General features: G+C 46.3%; 19 protein-coding genes and 1 tRNA gene. 19 read left to right on the top strand and 1 reads right to left on the bottom strand.

The annotated features are described in order from the left end of the window. Positions 1-128: 128 nt before the first annotated feature. A tRNA-Met gene (locus D1970_RS01585) sits at positions 129-202 on the bottom strand. Positions 203-508: 306 nt separating this feature from the next. Between D1970_RS01585 and spoIIE the strand changes: the two genes are divergently transcribed. The 19 genes from spoIIE to lysS all read left to right on the top strand — a co-directional run bounded on the left by spoIIE (position 509) and on the right by lysS (position 20,640). Further along, entirely contained in the window at positions 509-2,986 is a 2,478-nt protein-coding gene (gene spoIIE, locus D1970_RS01580; protein ID WP_119111136.1) for a stage II sporulation protein E, read from the top strand. A gap of 135 nt (positions 2,987-3,121) precedes the next feature. Further along, positions 3,122-3,874, top strand: coding sequence for a VWA domain-containing protein (locus D1970_RS01575; protein WP_259339539.1), 753 nt, complete (start codon positions 3,122-3,124; stop codon positions 3,872-3,874). Next, positions 3,843-4,826, top strand: coding sequence for a serine/threonine protein kinase PrkT (gene prkT / locus D1970_RS01570; protein ID WP_119111134.1), 984 nt, complete (start codon positions 3,843-3,845; stop codon positions 4,824-4,826). The genes D1970_RS01575 and prkT overlap by 32 nt, the downstream gene beginning before the upstream one ends. Before the next feature lie 195 nt (positions 4,827-5,021). After that, positions 5,022-6,416 (top strand): tRNA lysidine(34) synthetase TilS, encoded by a 1,395-nt coding sequence (gene tilS, locus D1970_RS01565; RefSeq protein ID WP_119111133.1) that lies wholly within the window; start codon positions 5,022-5,024, stop codon positions 6,414-6,416. A gap of 23 nt (positions 6,417-6,439) precedes the next feature. Next, positions 6,440-6,985, top strand: coding sequence for a hypoxanthine phosphoribosyltransferase (hpt, locus tag D1970_RS01560; RefSeq protein ID WP_181213471.1), 546 nt, complete (start codon positions 6,440-6,442; stop codon positions 6,983-6,985). A gap of 124 nt (positions 6,986-7,109) precedes the next feature. Continuing rightward, a complete protein-coding gene (ftsH, locus tag D1970_RS01555) occupies positions 7,110-9,071 on the top strand; it encodes an ATP-dependent zinc metalloprotease FtsH (protein WP_119111132.1) in 1,962 nt (653 codons plus the stop codon). Positions 9,072-9,229: 158 nt separating this feature from the next. Then, a complete protein-coding gene (locus D1970_RS01550) occupies positions 9,230-10,006 on the top strand; it encodes a type III pantothenate kinase (RefSeq protein WP_119111131.1) in 777 nt (258 codons plus the stop codon). Positions 10,007-10,032: 26 nt separating this feature from the next. Next, complete coding sequence (gene hslO, locus D1970_RS01545; RefSeq protein WP_119111130.1) at positions 10,033-10,911, top strand: Hsp33 family molecular chaperone HslO; 879 nt, start codon at positions 10,033-10,035, stop codon at positions 10,909-10,911. 12 nt (positions 10,912-10,923) lie between these two features. After that, the gene (locus tag D1970_RS01540; protein WP_246370326.1) at positions 10,924-11,793 is read left to right on the top strand and encodes a peptidyl-prolyl cis-trans isomerase; all 870 of its coding nucleotides are present in this window, start codon (positions 10,924-10,926) and stop codon (positions 11,791-11,793) included. Between the two features lie 198 nt (positions 11,794-11,991). Further along, the gene (cysK, locus tag D1970_RS01535; protein ID WP_119111129.1) at positions 11,992-12,921 is read left to right on the top strand and encodes a cysteine synthase A; all 930 of its coding nucleotides are present in this window, start codon (positions 11,992-11,994) and stop codon (positions 12,919-12,921) included. Positions 12,922-13,118: 197 nt separating this feature from the next. Continuing rightward, positions 13,119-14,489, top strand: a complete 1,371-nt coding sequence (locus D1970_RS01530; RefSeq protein WP_181213472.1) for an anthranilate synthase component I family protein — start codon at positions 13,119-13,121, stop codon at positions 14,487-14,489. Next, positions 14,486-15,073: an aminodeoxychorismate/anthranilate synthase component II gene (pabA, locus tag D1970_RS01525; RefSeq protein WP_119111128.1), complete on the top strand. Its 588-nt coding sequence runs from the start codon at positions 14,486-14,488 to the stop codon at positions 15,071-15,073. The genes D1970_RS01530 and pabA overlap by 4 nt, the downstream gene beginning before the upstream one ends. A 16-nt stretch (positions 15,074-15,089) precedes the next feature. Beyond that, positions 15,090-15,977 (top strand): aminodeoxychorismate lyase, encoded by an 888-nt coding sequence (gene pabC, locus D1970_RS01520; RefSeq protein WP_119111127.1) that lies wholly within the window; start codon positions 15,090-15,092, stop codon positions 15,975-15,977. Next, on the top strand, positions 15,964-16,809 hold the full coding sequence (gene folP, locus D1970_RS01515) for a dihydropteroate synthase (RefSeq protein WP_181213470.1): 846 nt from the start codon (positions 15,964-15,966) through the stop codon (positions 16,807-16,809). The genes pabC and folP overlap by 14 nt, the downstream gene beginning before the upstream one ends. Continuing rightward, positions 16,802-17,164, top strand: coding sequence for a dihydroneopterin aldolase (gene folB / locus D1970_RS01510; protein ID WP_119111126.1), 363 nt, complete (start codon positions 16,802-16,804; stop codon positions 17,162-17,164). Before folP ends, folB begins: the two co-directional genes overlap by 8 nt. After that, positions 17,164-17,688 (top strand): 2-amino-4-hydroxy-6-hydroxymethyldihydropteridine diphosphokinase, encoded by a 525-nt coding sequence (gene folK / locus D1970_RS01505; protein WP_119111125.1) that lies wholly within the window; start codon positions 17,164-17,166, stop codon positions 17,686-17,688. The genes folB and folK overlap by 1 nt, the downstream gene beginning before the upstream one ends. Continuing rightward, positions 17,640-17,861, top strand: a complete 222-nt coding sequence (locus D1970_RS01500) for a helix-turn-helix domain-containing protein (RefSeq protein WP_119111124.1) — start codon at positions 17,640-17,642, stop codon at positions 17,859-17,861. Before folK ends, D1970_RS01500 begins: the two co-directional genes overlap by 49 nt. Positions 17,862-17,895: 34 nt before the next feature. Next, positions 17,896-18,894 (top strand): tRNA dihydrouridine synthase DusB, encoded by a 999-nt coding sequence (gene dusB / locus D1970_RS01495; protein ID WP_119111123.1) that lies wholly within the window; start codon positions 17,896-17,898, stop codon positions 18,892-18,894. Between the two features lie 261 nt (positions 18,895-19,155). Further along, positions 19,156-20,640, top strand: a complete 1,485-nt coding sequence (gene lysS, locus D1970_RS01490) for a lysine--tRNA ligase (protein ID WP_119111122.1) — start codon at positions 19,156-19,158, stop codon at positions 20,638-20,640. Positions 20,641-21,027 lie beyond the last annotated feature (387 nt).

Genomic DNA, 21,027 nt, shown 5'->3' with positions numbered 1-21,027 from the left:
AGGGCGGTGTCTTAACCGCTTGACCAAGGGGCCGCGGGCTGCGATTACCGCAGCATTTTTGCTTGTCCAGCGTCAGTGCCAAACGTCTAGCAGACTTCGCCACTGTACGGGGACTTTCGCTTTTCTTATAGCGGCGGAGGGGATCGAACCCCCGACCTTACGGGTATGAACCGTACGCTCTAGCCAGCTGAGCTACACCGCCAAAATACTGCCTCTTATTTGAGGCACAAGAAATATATTAACCAGAGATTGATTTTCTGTCAACATAATTTTATAAAAACAGCAATCTTTTTAAGTTTTCTCCAAGTTAAGGCTTGAAAAAGGGTTCCATTTCTCCGTGAAGCACCACCGCCCCATGTTTTAATCATCTATTTTTCCAAGGTGTCGTTGTTTTTAGGTGAAAACCGTCGAAAGAAACTTTAAGGCTTGTCCGTTGTTTTGACAAAATTCTGAAAATTTACCTTTTATAATAATCCCCAAAGATAAAAAAACCGGGGAGCGTGAAACAATGCAAAACGTGGAAAGGAATATGTTAAATCCTACAGGAGATCTTAATCTGGTAAAACCAAAATTTGATCTTATCGGTTTGTATAACAGGCTGCAGGCACAGGTTGAAAATATATTCTTGAGAAAAGGCTATATTTTTCTTTTTCTCGGCTTCCTGCTTGGACGGGCATTGATTCTCGGAAAGCTGGCTCCTTTTGCCCTCCCCTTTTTCGCTGCGGTATATTTTCTGAAAAAAGACCGGGCCCCTATCGCTTTCCTGGGTCTTGTCGCCGGGGCAGCCACATTAGCTCTTACGGATGCAGCAGTGACCTTCGGGGTTATCTTTTTATTTTTAATCTTGTTCCGCAGTATGGGGAAATGGGTAAAAAATGAAATGCGCGCCCTCCCATTTTATGTATTTACCACTATAATAACAGGGGAATTATTCAAATTAGCGGTTTTTTCCTCTGGCTTTTCGGTCTATGGAACGGCAATGGCCGGGGTGGAAGCGGGGCTGGGCCTCATTCTTACATTGATCTTCCTTCAAAGTATTCCGCTGCTGACAACGGGTAAGAGAAAGCAATCATTGAAGACCGAGGAAATTGTCTGTTTGATCATTATGCTTGCTTCAGTTATGACCGGAACGATTGGCTGGTCGGTATATGACCTTTCCGTGGAGCACATCATGTCGAGATATCTTGTCCTGCTGTTTTCCTTTGTCGCCGGTGCAACAGTAGGGTCTACGGTTGGTGTTGTTACAGGATTGATATTAAGCCTTGCGAATGTATCAAGCTTTTATCATATGAGTCTCCTTGCCTTTTCAGGTCTTCTAGGGGGCTTGCTGAAGGAAGGGAAGAAGCCTGGGGTGGCTGTCGGCCTTATCATTGCTACGCTCTTAATCGGGATGTATGGCGAGGCGGGCGAAGCCTTGAACAAGACGCTGATGGAGTCGGGAGCAGCTGTGCTGCTGTTTTTACTGACGCCCGCCGCTTTGACTTCAAGGATTGCCAAGCATATTCCCGGAACTCCTGAGTATTCAGCCGAACAGCAGCAATATATGAGAAAAATGCGCGATGTCACCGCACGGAGAGTTTCACAGTTTTCAAATGTATTTCAGGCGCTCTCACAAAGCTTTTCGTCTATTAATGATCAGCAGGATGACTCCGAGGAGTCCGATCGCGGCCTTGATTATTTTTTAAGCAATGTGACGGAAAAGACTTGCCAGACTTGCTTCAAAAAAGACCATTGCTGGGTAAGGAATTTTAATACAACCTATGATTATATGGGAACAATTATGCATGAGATGGACCATAATAACGGAAATGTTTCCGCAAAGCTTACTAGGGATTGGGAGAAACATTGTACGAGATCAAAGAAAGTGTTTGAGGTGATGCACCAGCAGCTCACGCTTTTCCAGGCAAACCGCAAGCTGAAGAAACAAGTGCAGGAGAGCAGGAAAATCGTTGCAGAGCAGCTGCTTGGAGTGTCTGAGGTCATGGGGGATTTCGCAAAGGAAATCCAGCGGGAACGGGAAAATCACCATAAGCAGGAAGAACAGATCCTTGAGGCACTGCAGGACTTTGGCGTTCAAATTGAGCACGTGGAAATCTACAGCCTTGCCCAGGGAAGTGTTGATATCGACATGACCATCCCCTATTGCCGGGGACATGGGGAATGCGAAAAACTGATAGCACCTATGCTTTCGGATATTCTAGGAGAAACGATTCTGGTCAGCTCCGAGCAATGCTCTGCCTATCCCAATGGCTGCTGCCAAGTGACTTTCAAATCGGCCAAGGCGTTTGTTGTGTATACAGGGGTGGCCCACGCGGCGAAGGATGGCGACCTTGTGTCAGGCGACAGCTACTCTACCATTGAGCTTGGCGGGGGCAAATACGCCATTGCGATCAGCGATGGGATGGGGAACGGGGAGCGTGCCCATACCGAAAGCCAGGAAACCCTCATGCTGCTCCAGCAGATCCTCCAATCAGGAATAGAGGAAAAGGTGGCAATCAAATCTGTTAACTCGATCCTTTCTTTGCGGACGACGGATGAAATCTTCTCGACTCTCGATCTTGCGGTCATTGACCTGCAAAATGCCTATTCCCGCTTCCTGAAAATCGGATCCACGCCAAGCTTTATTAAAAGAGGCAGCAAAATTATAAAAATCCAGGCAAGCAATCTGCCAATGGGCATACTGCAGGATGTTGAAGTCGATGTCGTCAGTGAACAGCTAAAAGCCGGAGACCTGCTGATCATGATGAGCGATGGTGTCTTCGAAGGGCCTAAACACGTTGAAAACTATGATTTGTGGATGAAACGGAAAATCCAGGAGCTAAAAACTGAAGATCCTCAGGGAATAGCCGACGTGATTATGGAGGAAGTGATCCGTTCGCGTTCAAATCTCATTGAGGACGATATGACAGTCGTTGTCGCCAAAATCGACCACAACATTCCCAAGTGGGCGTCCATACCTGTCCCAAAACAACAGAAACAGGCATAGCCGCCAAGAGCGTGCTTCAGTGCACCACCCTCCCAAAGCGTGCCTGACCCCCGATGCGGTAAAGTGATAAAGCGAAGTCCGCCTTCATGTATAAATCCTTTCCCATTCGTCGAAAATGGTAACAAATTTAGCCATTTGAGGGGGATTATCATGAAAACGGGGACGCTAAAGCAGGTTTTGCTGATTACCGATGGATGCTCTAACCAGGGGGAAGATCCAATTGCTATGGCTGCACTTGCCAAGGAACAGGGAGTAACCGTGAATGTCATCGGAGTGATGGAACAGGATGTGATTGATGACCAGGGGTTGAAGGAAATAGAATCGATTGCAATGGCTGGCGGAGGCGTAAGCCAGGTAGTCTATACCCAGCAGCTTTCGCAGACCGTCCAGATGGTAACAAGAAAAGCGATGACCCAGACGCTTCAGGGTGTCGTCAACAAGGAATTACAGCAAATTCTGGGAAGGGCGAAAACGGTGGAAGACTTGCCGCCTGAACAGCGCGGAGAAATCATGGAAGTAGTGGATGAGCTTGGAGAAACAGTTGAACTTGAAGTTCTCATTCTCGTGGACACTAGCGCTAGCATGAAGCATAAGCTTCCAACCGTGAAAGAAGCACTGCTTGATTTAAGCCTCAGCCTGAATGCCAGATCAGGTGAGAATAGCTTTTCTGTTTTAGTATTTCCCGGGAAAAGGGGAGAGGCGGACAAGCTTCTTGACTGGACGCCGAAATTGGAATCCCTGACATCCGTTTTTCCAAAGCTTACAACAGGCGGAATTACACCTACAGGGCCGGCCTTGCGGGAAGCAGCTGCTTCCTTCCGGCAAAAACGCTCACTAAGGAGTCTGCTTTCCAGTGATGATGAACAATCCTTCGAAGAATCAGTGTAATGTTAAACCAGGAACAGTAATCCATGGGAAGTGGCACAGAAACAGCTATGCTGTCATAAAGGAACTGGGATTTGGGGCTAACGGCACAGTCTACCTCGCAAGGGCAACAGACGGGCAGGTCGCTTTGAAAATGAGTGAGAACCCCATGTCGATTACATCGGAGGTCAATGTATTAAAATCATTTGCAAAGGTCCAGGGATCTGCCCTTGGGCCTTCTTTGCTCGATGTTGACGATTGGGAATATCCAGACGGAAAAATATCATTTTATGTAATGGAGTTTATTAAAGGACCTGATCTTTTAAGCTTCCTTCAGAAAAAAGGCTCCGACTGGCTGGGTGTCTTGATGCTCCAGCTTCTGAAAGACCTACAGGTCCTGCATAGCAATGGCTGGGTATTTGGGGACTTGAAGCCAGAGAACTTGATTGTAACAGGCCCCCCGGCAAGGATACGCTGTATCGATACTGGAGGGACAACGGTAAGTGGGCGTGCCATTAAGGAGTTCACGGAATTTTTTGATCGGGGCTATTGGGGAATGGGGAGCAGAAAGGCAGATGAACAGTATGACTTATTTGCAGTGGCAATGATTATCATTAATGCTGCCTATCTTAAGCGTTTCAACCGGGCAGAAGGCGGCAGGGCCCAACTGATCAAGGCGGTCCAAGCCAGCCCCTTGCTGAAAAAATATGAAAAAGTAATCGACCGTGCTTTAACTGGCCGGTATATATCAGCAAGTGACATGCGAGCCGACCTACTCGCGGTGCTTCAGCCAAGTAAGCTGGCAGCCCCTGCTCCGAAAAAGACGGTGCAGCAAGCTCCGCCGCCGACAAGGACATCGAGATCGAGGCAGGCATCGGTGCAAAAAAAGAAGAAGGGCGGCATGGCTGAAACGGCTGTTATTCTTGCTGTCATTTCATTGATTTATTTTTTTTACCTGTATAGCCAGCTTGTGTAGGCTATTTTGAAACTTTTTTCCGCTACATACGTAAAAGTAACATGATCAAATTTGGAGGTTTTGTTAAGACGTCCAATTGCTTTTGAAAATAACGCCATAATAATGGTAAGCTACTAATACTGACAATTGCATAATCAATGGTTAACGAATGTAAGGTCAGGGTAAATGAAATTCAAGCAAAAAGGATGACCCCCCATGATTGAAAATGCAGTTCGAACATTCATGAAAAGACATTCATTCGATCTATCTGGAAAAGCAATTGCCGTTGGGGTATCCGGTGGCCCTGACTCGCTGGCACTGCTTCATTACCTGTGGTCGCAGCGTGAGCAGTTAAACCTGAAGCTTATCGCAGTCCATGTAGACCATATGTTCAGGGGAGAGGAGTCCTACCAGGAAGGGCTGTTCGTTGCCCGTTTCTGTAAACAGAGGAACATTCCTTTTGAAATGGAACGAATGGATGTACCGAAGCATATGAAAGAGACCGGGCTCAGTTCTCAGCAGGCAGCGAGAGAACTGCGGTATTCTGTTTTCCGCAAGGTTATGGAAAGACATCACCTGACCTGCCTTGCACTAGGGCATCACGGCGATGACCAGATTGAAACAGTTTTGATGAGACTGACGCGGGGAAGCTCAGGAAAAGCTAGAGCAGGAATCCCGTTTTCCCGCAAATTTAGCAGCGGAACGCTTATCAGGCCGTTTTTATGCCTGACAAAAGATGACCTTGAAGAATATTGCCGTCTTCACACCCTTGAGCCAAGAAGAGATCCGAGCAACGATAAGGATACTTATGGCCGAAACCGTTTCCGCCACAGGGTGATCCCGTTCCTAAAAGGGGAAAACCCACAAGTACATGAACACTTTCAAAGATTCAGCGAGGAAACTCAGGAGGATGAGGTTTATCTTGCTGAATTAACGGCACGAAAAATGAATACAGTAATGGAGAAAGACAGCGGCCGAATCACGGTTGATATCCCTTCTTTTCAGGAAATGCCAATGCCTTTACAAAGAAGAGGGATTAAACTAATATTAAACTATCTTTATGAAGAAAAACCTTCTTCTCTTTCCGCTGTACATATCGATAAAATCTTTTCAATCATCCGCAGCCAGCATCCATCTGGCAGTCTTGATTTCCCAAAAGGTTTAAAGGTTGTCAAATCATATCGGAAATGTCAGTTCCTGCTTTCTGATGAAAGCTGCGCCACCCAGCCATACTGGTTCGAATTAGACGGGCCTGGGACGGTTGTGTTGCCATCAGGAGATACAATTGAAGCCCGAATGGAACACGGTTCGGATTGCGGGCCAAAGCGCAGCTGGTCCATTTGCTTTGATGCTGCTGAAGTAGCCTGGCCGATTGTGATCAGGACAAGGGAAGCCGGGGACCGGATGACATTACTAGGTATGGACGGAACGAAAAAGATAAAAGATATTTTTATTAATGAAAAAATCCCGTTATCCGCAAGGGATGCCTGGCCGGTTGTAACAGACAGCACCGGGCGCATTCTATGGCTTCCAGGTCTGAAAAAATCCAGCTTATCAGTCGAAAGCCGGGAGAGCGGGAATTACATGCAGCTTTTATATAATAAGTATTGATTCTTCCAGGGGGCGCATCGATCATGAAACAAGATATTGAAAAAGTACTTTTTTCTGAAGAAGAGATTCAGGCAAAAACAAGAGAACTAGCAGCACGGCTTACAGAGGAATATAAAGACCGTTTTCCTTTAGCGATCGGTGTTCTGAAAGGCGCAATGCCGTTTATGGGCGATCTGCTGAAGAGAATTGACACACACCTTGAAATGGATTTTATGGATGTTTCAAGCTATGGGAAATCCACTGTATCATCTGGGGAAGTCAAAATCCTTAAAGATCTCGATACATCCGTAGAAGGCAGGGACATTCTGATCATCGAGGATATTATCGATAGCGGCTTGACCCTGAGCTATCTCGTGGAGCTTTTCCGTTACCGTAAAGCAAAGACCATCAAGATTGTTACGCTGCTTGATAAACCAACAGGCAGGAAATCAGGCATTGAGGCTGATTATGTCGGATTTATCGTACCTGATGAATTTGTCGTCGGCTACGGACTGGATTATGCGGAAAGATACAGAAACCTCCCATATATCGGCATCCTCAAACCAGAGGTGTACACGAAGAGCGAGTAAACTTTCCGGGGGAAGTTTGGGCACCTGCAGACCCCGCGCATTGCATAAGGTCAATTCCTTGAATAGCCATAAATTTCTATGATACTATTTACTATAGTTTTTCTACTGTGGGAGGAGGTAAGGGATGAATCGGATCTTCCGTAATACCATCTTTTATTTATTAATATTCTTGGTCATCATTGGTGTAGTAAGCTTCTTTAACGGCAACAACGAACCAACAGAGCATATCACATATGATAAATTCATCACTCACGTTGAAAAAGGGGATTTCAAATCCTTGACCATCCAGCCTGAAAGCGGCGTATATGAGGTTAGAGGCCAGCTTGAAGGTCAGAAAAAAGATAAGTTTTTCCTTACCTATGTACTGAACAGCGAGGATCAGGTAAATCAGATCCGCCAGGCTGCTAAAGAAGCAAAGGTTGAAGTTTTGCCAGCAAAAGGAACGAGCGGTTGGATCACGTTCATAACATCAATCGTCCCGTTCATCATTATTTTCATCCTGTTCTTCTTCCTGATGAACCAGGCGCAGGGCGGCGGCAGCAGGGTCATGAATTTCGGAAAAAGCAAAGCGAAGCTTTATAATGACGAAAAGAAAAAAGCCCGTTTCAAAGACGTCGCAGGCGCAGATGAGGAAAAGCAGGAGCTTGTCGAAGTGGTCGACTTCCTGAAGGACCCTCGCAAATTTGCCGAGCTTGGCGCCCGCATTCCGAAGGGTGTTCTGCTTGTGGGACCTCCTGGAACCGGTAAAACATTGCTTGCACGTGCTGTAGCAGGAGAAGCCGGTGTTCCGTTTTTCTCTATCAGCGGTTCCGACTTTGTTGAAATGTTTGTAGGTGTCGGTGCTTCCCGTGTACGTGATTTATTTGAAACAGCGAAAAAGAATGCACCTTGTATTATTTTCATCGATGAGATCGATGCAGTCGGCCGTCAGCGTGGTGCAGGACTTGGCGGAGGTCATGATGAGCGCGAGCAGACCCTAAATCAATTGCTTGTTGAAATGGACGGGTTTGGCGTTAATGAAGGAATCATCATCATTGCTGCGACCAACAGGGCTGATATTCTTGACCCGGCGCTTCTGCGTCCTGGCCGTTTCGACCGCCAGATCACAGTAGACCGTCCAGATGTCAAAGGGCGTGAAGCTGTACTGAAGGTCCATGCAAGGAACAAGCCTTTGGATGATTCCGTGAATTTAAAAAGCATTGCCCAGCGTACTCCAGGCTTCTCTGGAGCGGATCTTGAAAACCTTCTTAACGAAGCTGCACTAGTTGCAGCCAGGGGCGACAAGAAGAAAATTCAGATGTCCGATATCGATGAAGCGACAGACCGTGTCATTGCCGGTCCGGCTAAAAAGAGCCGTGTTATTTCTGAAAAAGAACGTAAGATTGTTGCTTTCCATGAAGGTGGACACACTGTTATCGGCCTCGTACTCGATGAAGCTGATATTGTTCACAAGGTAACGATTGTACCAAGGGGACAGGCTGGCGGATATGCGGTCATGCTTCCGAAAGAAGACCGTTATTTCATGACAAAGCCAGAGCTTCTTGATAAAATTACCGGCCTTTTGGGCGGGCGCGTTGCCGAAGAAGTCGTCTTTGGCGAGGTCAGCACAGGTGCGCACAATGACTTCCAGCGTGCAACCGGGATAGCAAGAAGGATGGTTACTGAATTCGGTATGAGCGACAAGCTTGGACCGCTCCAGTTTGGTCAGGTGCAGGGACAGGTATTCCTTGGCCGTGATTTTAACAATGAGCAGAATTATTCCGACGCGATTGCCTATGAAATCGACCTTGAAATCCAGCGGATCATTAAGGAATGTTATGAAAAGGCAAGACAGATCCTTACTGAAAACCGAGATAAGCTTGATTTAATTGCAACAACCCTATTGGATGTAGAAACGCTTGACGCAGATCAGATCAAACATCTGATCGATACAGGTAAACTTCCGGAAAAGAATGCGCCTATCAAACAGAACGACGATGTGATTGTGAACATCAGTTCCAAAAAAGATGAGGCGGCGGGCGAAGGTGAAATTACCGAAGTTCGTGGAAACACACCTACTGACAATCCGGATGATGAACAGAAATAAGAAGAAGGCGCCCCATATGCGGGCGCCTTTTTTTTGTCTATTTTCCATGCAGTTTAATACTTGCATGCGGGGCTTCGCATCACTTCCGCTTTTGTTTTTAGTTATGTTATGATGTGTGCAGTGTGAGTTTTGAAAAATAAAATAGAGTGGTGAGAAACTTGATTTTTGTATTTGATGTAGGGAATACGAATATAGTTTTAGGGGTATATGAACAGGATGAACTGAAACACCATTGGAGAATAGAGACAAACCGCCATCGGAGTGAAGATGAGTATGGCATGGTGATCAAATCTCTTTTCAGCCATGTGGGACTTTCTTTTTCAGCCATTGATGGCATTATCATTTCATCTGTAGTTCCTCCAATTATGTTTGCCCTTGAAAGAATGTGCCAGAAATACTTCCAGGTGAAGCCGCTCGTTGTGGGGCCGGGAATCAAAACAGGCCTTAATATTAAATATGAAAATCCGCGCGAGGTAGGTGCAGACCGGATTGTGAACGCCGTTGCGGCCATCCGTGAATATGGCAGCCCACTCATTATTGTCGATTTTGGCACGGCCACTACCTATTGCTATGTGAATGAACATAAGCAATATATGGGCGGGGCCATTGCGCCGGGAATTGGAATTTCGACGGAAGCTCTTTATTCGCGTGCAGCAAAACTGCCCCGCATCGAAATCACCCGTCCTGATGATATCATCGGGAAGAACACAGTATCTGCCATGCAGTCAGGGATTGTATATGGTTATGTCGGCCAGGTGGAAGGTATTGTTAAACGCATGAAAGCCATCGGCGAGACAGAACCTACGGTTATAGCCACAGGCGGATTGGCTTCCTTGATTGCGCAGGAATCCGATTTAATTGATATTGTCGATCCTTTTTTAACATTGAAAGGGTTGCAGATTATTTATAAAAGGAACGTTGATCAAGTCAAATAAAAATAACATCAGGAAGGAGCACCGACATGAATGACTACTTGGTAAAAGCGCTTGCCTATGATGGACAAGTCAGGGCATTTGCGGTCAATAGCACGGAAACGGTTAGCGAAGCCCAGCGCAGGCATTACACTTGGCCTATAGCATCGGCTGCCCTTGGAAGAACGATGACCGCCGCAGCCATGATGGGTGCTATGCAAAAGGGTGAAGACAAGCTGACTATTAAGGTAGAGGGAGGCGGCCCAATTGGATTGATCCTTGTCGACAGCAATGCAAAAGGAGAAGTCCGGGGGTATGTTTCCAATCCGCATGTCCACTTTGATTTGAATGAATATGGAAAGCTTGATGTAAGGAAAGCAGTCGGGACGACTGGAGCATTGACGGTTGTGAAAGACCTTGGGATGCGCGACTTCTTTACAGGGCAGGTGCCTATTGTTTCCGGTGAGCTTGGAGAGGATTTCACCTATTATTTCGCCACATCAGAGCAGGTGCCGTCATCTGTGGGTGTAGGAGTGCTTGTTAACCCGGATAATACAATAAAGGCCGCAGGGGGCTTTATCCTCCAGCTTATGCCAGGGGCAGAAGATGCAGTGATCAGCGAGATTGAATCCCGGTTGAAGGAAATCCCGCCTGTATCCAAGCTGATTGAGAAAGGCCTTACGCCTGAAGAAGTACTGGAAGAGGTCTTGGGAGAAGGAAATGTAAAATTCCTTGAGACAATGCCTGTATCTTTTACGTGCACATGTTCCAAGGACCGCTTCAGCAACGCAATTGTCAGCCTTGGAGCAGCGGAAATCAAGGATATGATCGAACAGGATGGACAAGCAGAGGTGCACTGCCATTTTTGCGGCGAAAAATACATTTTTACAAAAGAAGAGCTTGAAGAACTAAAGGAAAACGCCAAGTAACCGGGGGAAGGTATGTTGGGGAAAAAGAAACTGTGGCTGATCATTGCTGGTTTGGCTGCCGTCAACCTTGTCACCGTCCTGTTCCTGTTTACAGGAATGGCGGGCGGTAGGGAGACAGTAGCTGAGGTTGGAGGAGAACCGATTAGAAAGCAGGAATTGCTGGAGGAGCTTGAGGTCCGCTATGGGGATGAAACGCTAAAGGATCTTGTCGACCGCGAAGTGATTAAAGAAACGGCAGACAAATATGGCATTCACGTCCCCGAAAATGAAGTAGAGCGGGAACTCACGATGTACAAAGCAATGTACGCAGTACCCGGCTTAAACGGGAATGAACTGGAGCAGCAGGTAAGGCAAAACATCCTGCTGGAGGAACTGGCAGCAAGGGATGCTGTAATTCCTGAGAAAGACATGAAAAAGTTTTACAAGGAAAACAAAAAAATGTTCGATATCCCTGAGTCGTACCATCTCTCGCAGATCATCCACAAAACAAGGAAGGAAGCAGAGCAAACCGTTGATGAGCTAAAAGGCGGGTCTGGTTTTCCGGCATTGGCACTGGAACGGTCAGAGGATGAGTTCTCCGCAGCCCAGGGAGGGGACATCGGCTTTGTCAATTCGCAGGATGGACGTACTAACAAGGCTGTAATGAAAGAAGCTAAAAGGATGAAGCTGGAGACATGGTCCGATCCTGTCAAAATAAAAAACGGATATGCTGTCATCTATCTTCATGAAAAAATAAAAGGAAAAAAATATACTTTCAAAGAAGCGAAGAGCCAAATCCGCAGAAAACTGGCGCTCGAGGAACTGGATGCTCCTATTTCGGCGCGGCGATTCTGGGGCGAGGCAAAAGCAGAACTACTTTACGATAGCAGCGAAAGAAATTGAAAGCATGGCCGGATGGCTGTGCTTTTTCTGTCACTGGCTTGATCAGGCAGCGTTTAAAAGACTGCTAAAACGGATAGCAGTAAAATGTACCGAGAAAAAACACAGTCCCGGTTGATATTTATTGACAATAGGCAGGAAGCCTGATAAATTTTTATTAAAACCAACAAAAATACTCGGAAATAAGAGGTGGAATGAAAAGTGGGACGAATTGCAAATTCAATTACAGAACTAGTTGGCAAAACACCGATTGTCAAATTGAATCGGATGGCAGACGAAAACAGTGCTGATGTATATTTGAAACTCGAGTATATGAATCCGGGAAGCAGTGTGAAGGATCGGATTGCCCTTGCTATGGTTGAGGCAGCTGAAGAGCAAGGCGATCTGAAGCACAGAGATACACTGATTGAACCGACGAGCGGGAACACCGGCATTGGCCTGGCAATGGTGGCCGCAGCAAAAGGATACAAAGCAATCCTTGTCATGCCAGAAACAATGAGTATGGAACGCCGAAACCTTCTGCGTGCCTACGGAGCGGAACTTGTCCTTACACCCGGACCAGAAGGAATGGGCGGAGCTATCCGAAAAGCAGAAGAGCTTGCGAATGAAAATGGATACTTTATGCCGCAGCAGTTCAAGAATGAAGCAAACCCTGCAGTCCACGAAAAGACAACAGGGCCTGAGATTGTTGACCAGATGGGTGACCAGCTGGATGCCTTTATTTCCGGAATCGGTACAGGCGGGACAATTACAGGGACTGGTAAGGTCCTTAGGGAAAAATACAAAGGAATCAAACTGATTGCCGTTGAACCTGCTGATTCTCCTGTTCTTTCAGGAGGAAAGCCTGGCCCTCATAAAATCCAGGGAATTGGTGCAGGATTTGTTCCAGATGTCCTTGATACTGACATTTATGATGAAGTCATTAAGGTGGAAAATGATCAGGCATTCGAGTTTGCAAGACGTGCGGCAAAAGAAGAAGGCATTCTTGGCGGCATTTCTTCCGGGGCTGCGATTTATGCGGCTCTCGAGACAGCGAAGAAACTGGGTAAAGGCAAGAAGGTCCTTGCGATCATCCCGAGCAATGGGGAACGTTACCTTAGCACACCACTGTATCAGTTTGAAACTGAATAAGATAGGGAGGCATGGGTATTAGGCCCATGCCTCTTTATTTGTTCCGGCAAAAAACTGCATCAAGAGAGTGAAAAGCATGTCCTTCATCGTGTATGATGGGAAAGAGAGAATATGAGGGGTGTGTTTGCTTGGCAAAATATGCTGTTCAATTCAAAAAAATAAAATATGATGCCGAAAGATTTTTCGATACGTACTGTATGCTTTCAAAGAATTATAAGGATCATATTTTGCTCGAAAGCGGCAGAGGGGGCCAGTATAGCATTGCTGCATTTGGACCAGCTGCGGCCATTACCGTCAAAGAAGGAAGATTATCTATCAATGCTCGTGGCGAAGACCAGAATCTAGATTTAGGGAATGGGAATAAGCTGCAGCAGATTCAGGAATGGCTGAAACGGTATGAGGTTGATAATGTACCAGGTTTACCTGATTTCCAAGGCGGAGCCATCGGGTATATCAGCTACGATTATGCGCGCCAGATTGAGAAGCTCCCTGCGGAGACAACTGATAACCTTGGACTCCCTGATGTACAGCTTTTCGTTTTTGAAGAATGTTTTGTATACGACCATGAACAGAATCTATTATGGGTGATGGTTCTGCACAAGGCAGAAGAAGTAAACAAGGCAATCGAAAAGGCTGTCTTTTGGAAGGAGAGATGGGAAGGTTCAGGCGGGCCGGCTGCCGATGGAGCAGAAAGAGCTATGGAGCGCGGAGCTGTGCCTGAGGATAGACTTGACGTTTCAATGACTGAGCGTGATTTTATCGATGCAGTGCACAAAATTCAGGACTATATTTCCGCTGGTGACGTTTTCCAGGTGAATCTGTCTGTCCGCCAATCGAGGCCGATTACCGTTCCTCCTATCGCTGTTTATCGTGAGCTCCGGAAATTCAACCCTTCACCGTATATGGGTTTTATCCATACATCCGACTTTCAGATTGTATCAGGTTCCCCGGAATTGTTGATCAAGAAAAAAGGAGAATGGGCCAGCACAAGGCCGATTGCCGGAACAAGGTCGAGAGGGAAAGACGATGCGGAAGATGCCAGGCTTGCTGCTGAACTGATCGAAAATGAGAAAGAGCAGGCCGAGCATGTCATGCTTGTTGATCTTGAACGGAATGACCTTGGAAGAGTCTGTAAATATGGTACAGTGGAAGTTGACGAATATATGGTGATCGAGAAGTACTCGCATGTTATGCACATCGTTTCTAATGTTAGAGGTGAGATTGCTGAAGGGCAAGGCTGGCCTGAGATCATTCACGCCACTTTCCCTGGTGGAACCATCACGGGAGCGCCGAAGGTCAGGACAATGGAAATCATTGAAGAATTAGAACCGGTCAGAAGAGGGATTTACACAGGATCACTAGGCTGGATTGGCTTTAATGGCGACATGGAGATGAACATTATCATCAGAACAATGCTCTGCAAAGATGGCATGGCGCATGTCCAGGCTGGTGCGGGCATTGTGATTGATTCGGTCGCAGGGAACGAGTACAGGGAATCGCTCAAAAAAGGCCTTGCGCTATGGAACGCAAAGCAGCTGGCTGAGGGAAAAGAAGGTGCAGCAACATGATGATCATGATTGATAACTATGATTCTTTTACGTATAACCTTGTCCAGTATCTTGGCGAGATGGGTGAAGAATTGAAGGTTGCTAGGAATGACCAAATTTCCATTGCTGAAATAGACGCGCTGAACCCGGGATTCCTTATGATTTCTCCGGGACCGTGTACACCAAATGAGGCTGGAATCAGCATGGAAGTAATCAGCCATTTTTCAGGGCGTGTCCCTGTTTTTGGTGTATGCCTGGGCCACCAGGCAATCGCGCAAGTGTTTGGGGGAGAAGTGATCCAGGCAGGAAGGCTGATGCATGGAAAAACCTCGATGGTTTACCATGATGGAAAAACCATTTTCGAAGGAATCGCCAACCCTTTTCCTGCAGCCAGATACCATAGTCTGATCGTCAAGCGGGAGACGCTGCCGGACGAGCTTGAAATATCGGCATGGACGGAAGAAGGAGAAATCATGGCGCTCCGTCATAAGGAGCTGGCGGTGGAAGGAGTGCAGTTTCACCCTGAATCCATTTTGACCGTGCCAGGTAAGCAGCTTTTGCGCAACTTCATCAGATTATATTCCCTGCAGGCCCAACTCCTGTAGTGAAGGTGGAATAATAGTGTATATGTATATAAATGAACAAATCATTGAAGAGAAAAAAGCTAGCATTTCTCCGTTTGACCATGGTTTTTTATATGGTCTTGGCTTATTTGAAACGTTCAGGGTATACAGAGGACATCCCTTTCTCCTTGATGACCATCTTGCACGGCTGAATGCAGGACTTGAGCAAATCGGCATAAGCTCATTTTACAAAAGAGAAGATATTCTCCCGTTGCTTGCACGTTTGCTGAGCGCTAATCGTCTGGAGAACGCCTATATTAGGCTTAATGTGTCGGCAGGCCCTCATGAAGTAGGGCTGCGCCTTGAACCTTATGAATCCCCGAACTTGCTTATTTTTGTGAAACCGTTGGGCGATGCCCCGGAGTTGACGGAAAAAACTGCGGTTTCACTCAATTTACGAAGGAACACACCAGAGGGGGAAGGCAGGTTAAAATCGCATCATTACTTGAACAATGTGCTGGCAAAGAAAGAAATCGGCGATGCTCCCGGGACCGAAGGAGTCTTTTTAACAGAAGAAGGTTTTCTGGCGGAGGGAGTTGTTTCGAATCTTTTTTGGCTGAAATCAGGCACACTGTACACTCCCTCTCTGGAAACGGGTATCCTGAATGGAATTACACGTCAGTTTGTAATGAAGCTTGCGGAGTGTTCGGGATTTAAAATAGAAACGGGATTTTACCGGACTGGGGACATCAGCGGAGTGGAAGAAGTGTTTCTGACGAATTCTATCCAGGAAATAGTGGCAGTCCGATCCTTTTTTGGGACAGGCATGCCGGGCAGGAATGGGCAAGCTGTAAAGAGGCTCCATGAACAATATGCCCTCTTCAGAGAAAGCTTATGGAGCAGAAGTGAATTATCATTGGAGGATGGAATGAATGGCTGGAACTAGCGATGGTGTATTGATGGCCGGTCCATACCGGCTCAATTATGGAGAGAAGACACTTGTGATGGGAATCCTGAATGCGACTCCCGACTCCTTTTCTGACGGAGGAAAATACAGCCGTATTGATGCTGCTGTAAAGCACGCTTCCGAGATGGCTGCGGATGGTGCTGATATCATTGATATCGGGGGAGAGTCAACACGGCCGGGATCTGCGCTTGTTTCCGCTGAAGAGGAACTTGAGCGTGTTCTGCCCGTAATCGAAGCTGTTTCAGCCAGGGTTGACATTCCGATTTCAATCGACACATATAAAGCTAATGTTGCCAGGGAGGCAATTGGAGCCGGAGCGCATATAATCAATGATGTCTGGGGCGCGAAGGCAGATCCTGCCATGGCGGCTGTTGCAGCTGAGGCGGATGTTCCTATCGTATTGATGCATAACCGTGAAGGACGAAATTACACAAATTTTATGAGGGATGCCCTCAATGATCTTTACGAGAGCATTGCGCTAGCCCGACAAGCGGGTGTGAAAGACGAAAATATCATTCTTGACCCCGGTATCGGCTTTGCGAAAAGTCTTGAAGAAAATCTGCTGATGATGAGAAATCTTGATACATTGGCTGCTTTAGGATACCCTGTACTTCTTGGGACTTCAAGAAAATCAATGATTGGCAATGTGCTTGGGCTGCCCGTTGATGAACGTCTGGAAGGAACGGGTGCCACCGTTTGTTACGGAATCCAAAAAGGCTGCCAAATCATTAGAGTCCATGATGTAAAGGAAATGGCAAGGATGGCAAAAATGATGGACGCTCTCACAGGAAGGAGGAATGACCGTGGATAAAATCCATGTGAACGGCATGCAATTTTACGGATACCATGGTGTTTTTCCGGAAGAAACGAAGCTTGGCCAGCGATTCGCCATAGACCTTACTGTGGAGACGGACCTGTCAGAGGCTGGAAAAAGCGACAGTCTTGAAGACTCCATCAATTATGGGGAGCTTTATGAGGTATGCAGGGAAGTGGCGGAAGGCCCCCCATTTAAGCTTGTCGAAGCAGTCGCCGAGAAGATCGCGGCAGTCATTCTGAACAGGTTCCCTCTGGCAGCAGTCTGCCATGTAAAAGTGATTAAACCAGATCCCCCGATTCCAGGACATTACAAATCAGTGCAAGTAGAAATAACAAGGGGAAGGTATTAATGGAAAACCTCGCATTTATCGCGTTAGGGTCTAATATTGGAGAGCGCTTTAACCATCTGGAAGAAGCTGTCAGTCTTTTGAATCAGCACCACGCTATAGAAGTGGTAAATGTTTCATCAGTTTATGAGACCGACCCTGTTGGTTATGAAGACCAGGCACCTTTCCTGAATATGGTGGCAGAGATTCGGACAGGTTTGGACCCTTTCTCGCTGCTTGAGGTATGCCTCGGAATAGAGGAACAACTTGGAAGGAAAAGGGAAATAAGATGGGGTCCGCGGACAATAGACCTTGACATTCTCCTCTTTAATCAAGAAAATATTAAATCAGAGACGCTTATTGTTCCCCATCCAAGAATGTGGGAACGAGCTTTTGTGATAGTACCGCTTATGGAAATCTGCCATGAAGCATGTATTCCGCAAGTGGCGGGTCCGTCGGTCAATGTGGACAGAATGCATAAAGAAGAAGGAGTCCGAATATGGAAGCAGAAAAATGGGGAAGACGTATTCGCGCTTTTCGAAAGCTGAAAGGTTATACGCAAGAGAGCTTTGCGAAGGAACTAGGTGTTTCCGTTTCTGTTCTTGGTGAAATCGAGAGAGGAAACCGTGTTCCAACAGAAGCGTTCGTACAACAAGTGGCTTTCATACTAGATGTCAGCATCGATGAACTCGCGCCAAAGGAAGACAGCTGCCAAAGGTGAAAATATAGATAATGATGAACAAAGGAGGTTACCCATGCTTAAGATTGGCGATATCGAAATGAAGAACCCTGTTGTTCTTGCACCGATGGCTGGGGTATGTAATTCAGCTTTCCGGCTGACGGTCAAGGAATTCGGCGCAGGGCTTGTGTGTGCAGAAATGGTGAGTGACAAAGGGATCGTTTTTAAGAATGAAAAGACTATGGATATGCTGTTCATTGATGAACGCGAAAAACCGCTCAGCCTGCAAATTTTCGGCGGGGAAAAGAAGACCCTCGTGGAAGCGGCTCAGTTTGTCGATAAGAACTCAAATGCTGATATTATTGATATCAACATGGGATGCCCTGTACCTAAAATCACTAAATGTGATGCCGGGGCTAAATGGCTTTTAGATCCCGATAAAATTTACGAAATGGTATCAGCCGTAGTTGATGTTGTAGACAAGCCTGTTACTGTTAAAATGAGGATGGGCTGGGATGCGGATCATATCTATGCTGTGAGAAACGCCCAGGCTGTTGAGCGTGCTGGCGGTAAGGCTGTTTCCCTACACGGGCGTACACGCGTCCAAATGTATGAAGGAACAGCCAACTGGGATATCATCCGTGAGGTCAAGCAATCTGTCGCGATTCCTGTCATCGGGAATGGAGATGTTAAAACTCCGCAGGATGCCAAGAGGATGCTTGAAAAAACTGGCGTGGACGGTGTCATGATTGGCCGCGCTGCTCTCGGAAATCCGTGGATGATTTACAGGACTGTCCAATACCTTGAGACAGGTAAATTGCTCGGCGACCCTTCCATCCATGAGAAAATCGATGTGTGCATCCTTCACCTTGACAGGCTGATTGCCCTAAAAAATGAAGACATTGCTGTCCGGGAAATGAGGAAGCATGCTGCGTGGTACCTAAAAGGAATCCGAGGCAATGCCCGTGTCCGGAATGCGATTAATGAATGCAGCACAAGGGAAGAACTTGTTGGTCTGCTTACGAATTATGCCGATGAAGCTGCGGAAGAAGAAAAACAGGTCAGTGTCGGGTAGCCATTGACATTGTCAACCACTTTTTCTATAATACCTTTAATATTGACATCGACTGCCAGTATGAAAATCCTGGCAGTTTTTTATTCTCTATAACAGCTGGGGCTGGCTGCCTGAGTTGTGGCGGCTTTTCATCAACTCCAACCGCTCTGGCTGATTGGATGTTTTTCACCTAGACTGTTTGGTCCCGAATTGTGTAAAATAAAAGGTATATCCAAAAATAGCTGCTTACATAAAAATTTCTATATTACTGGAGTGAATCCGATGAGTCATGAAGAATTAAATGACCAGCTACAAGTAAGACGGGAAAAAATGGATGCTTTTAGGGAAAGAGGCCTTGATCCATTTGGTAAACGCTTTGAGAGGACCCATATGACAAATGAACTTGTCAGCAAGTATGGCGAGCTTGAGAAGGAAGAAATCGAATCAGGGAATGTATCCGTAAAAATCGCTGGACGCATCATGACGAAGCGAGGCAAAGGTAAAGCCGGCTTTGCGCACATTAAGGATCTTACGGGGCAAATCCAGATCTACGTTCGCCAGGATAGCGTCGGTGAAGAGCAGTACAGCATTTTTAACGAATCTGACCTCGGTGATCTGATTGGGGTTGAAGGAACGCTTTTTAAAACAAAAGTCGGTGAATTATCGATCAAGGTAAGCGAATTTGTCTTTTTGGCAAAAGCGCTTAGGCCGCTGCCTGATAAATTCCATGGCCTTAAGGATGTGGAACAGCGCTATCGTCAGCGTTACCTTGATTTGATTGTAAATGATGAAAGCAGGGAAACGTTCATTAAGCGAAGCAAAATTATTCAATCCATGCGCCGTTACCTGGATGACAACGGCTATCTTGAAGTGGAAACACCAATGATGCATGCCATAGCAGGCGGAGCGTCAGCCCGTCCGTTCGTCACTCACCACAATGCGCTGGATATGACGTTGTATATGCGGATTGCAATCGAATTGCATCTAAAGCGCCTTATTGTCGGCGGACTTGAAAAAGTCTACGAAATCGGACGCGTATTTAGGAACGAAGGCGTATCAACACGACACAACCCTGAGTTTACAATGATAGAACTTTACGAAGCGTATGCTGATTTCAACGATATTATGGCTTTAACCGAGAACCTGATTGCCCATATTGCCCAGGAGGTGTGCGGAAGCACGACAATCCAGTACGGGGAATATGAGATAGACCTGAAACCTCAATGGAAGAGGCTTCACATTGTTGATGCGATTAAAGAATATTCCAGGGTCGACTTCTGGAAAGAAATGAGTACGGAAGAAGCCCGCCAGCTTGCGAAAGAGCATGGCGTGGAAGTCACAGAGCATATGCTTTATGGCCATATCGTCAACGAATTCTTCGAACAAAAAGTAGAGGAAAAGCTTATTCAGCCAACCTTTATTTACGGTCATCCAGTCGAAATTTCTCCGCTTGCGAAGAAAAACGATGAGGATCCAAGGTTTACAGACCGCTTTGAACTATTCATCGTGGCAAGAGAGCATGCAAATGCCTTCACTGAACTGAACGATCCAATTGACCAAAAAGAACGTTTTGAAGCCCAGCTGGTAGAAAAAGAACAGGGCAATGATGAAGCGCATGATATGGATGAAGACTATATTGAAGCACTCGAATACGGTATGCCGCCGACAGGCGGACTGGGAATCGGAATCGATCGCCTGGTAATGCTACTGACAAATTCACCATCCATCCGTGACGTACTGCTGTTCCCGCAGATGCGCCAGCGGTAATAATATAAAAAAGCAAGGCGGTGAAATCAAAGCCGCCTTGCTTTTTTATTTTCCGCAAGTTTAAAAGATGAATGTCGCTGCAAATTAGTAGAAACAACAATATATATGTATACCTCGATGCCGAAGAAACTGCTTGATAGCTAATCAAGTGAGTTGCGTGAAAAATTTTACTTTGATAAGTGGAAAAAAAACTGAAGAAAACGTATTGCCACATTCTCATAACGGTGGTATATTATATTCTGTTGCTGCGAAACAAGAACATGCGGCGACGAAAGCTCCAAAAAAAGAAGTAAAAAACTTATTGACACCAAGTTAATAACCTGGTAGTATATAAGAGTTGCTTCTAATAAACGAAGCTAACTAAATTGCTCTTTGAAAACTAAACAA

Origin of the sequence: Mesobacillus zeae, assembly GCF_003570705.1 — a bacterium.
Taxonomy (GTDB): Bacteria; Bacillota; Bacilli; order Bacillales; family Cytobacillaceae; genus Mesobacillus_C; species Mesobacillus_C zeae.
The sequence above is the reverse complement of the archived record's forward strand: the minus strand, read 5'-3'. Positions and strand labels throughout refer to the sequence as shown.

Coding starts and splice junctions, on each gene's coding strand:
- tilS (WP_119111133.1), top strand. CDS start 5,022: ATGATTGAAAATGCAGTTCGAACATTCATGAAAAGACATTCATTCGAT.
- folK (WP_119111125.1), top strand. CDS start 17,164: ATGGAAAACCTCGCATTTATCGCGTTAGGGTCTAATATTGGAGAGCGC.
- ftsH (WP_119111132.1), top strand. CDS start 7,110: ATGAATCGGATCTTCCGTAATACCATCTTTTATTTATTAATATTCTTG.
- pabA (WP_119111128.1), top strand. CDS start 14,486: ATGATGATCATGATTGATAACTATGATTCTTTTACGTATAACCTTGTC.
- D1970_RS01530 (WP_181213472.1), top strand. CDS start 13,119: ATGCTTTCAAAGAATTATAAGGATCATATTTTGCTCGAAAGCGGCAGA.
- prkT (WP_119111134.1), top strand. CDS start 3,843: ATGATGAACAATCCTTCGAAGAATCAGTGTAATGTTAAACCAGGAACA.
- D1970_RS01500 (WP_119111124.1), top strand. CDS start 17,640: ATGGAAGCAGAAAAATGGGGAAGACGTATTCGCGCTTTTCGAAAGCTG.
- hslO (WP_119111130.1), top strand. CDS start 10,033: ATGAATGACTACTTGGTAAAAGCGCTTGCCTATGATGGACAAGTCAGG.
- dusB (WP_119111123.1), top strand. CDS start 17,896: ATGCTTAAGATTGGCGATATCGAAATGAAGAACCCTGTTGTTCTTGCA.
- folP (WP_181213470.1), top strand. CDS start 15,964: ATGGCTGGAACTAGCGATGGTGTATTGATGGCCGGTCCATACCGGCTC.
- spoIIE (WP_119111136.1), top strand. CDS start 509: ATGCAAAACGTGGAAAGGAATATGTTAAATCCTACAGGAGATCTTAAT.
- lysS (WP_119111122.1), top strand. CDS start 19,156: ATGAGTCATGAAGAATTAAATGACCAGCTACAAGTAAGACGGGAAAAA.
- D1970_RS01540 (WP_246370326.1), top strand. CDS start 10,924: ATGTTGGGGAAAAAGAAACTGTGGCTGATCATTGCTGGTTTGGCTGCC.
- hpt (WP_181213471.1), top strand. CDS start 6,440: ATGAAACAAGATATTGAAAAAGTACTTTTTTCTGAAGAAGAGATTCAG.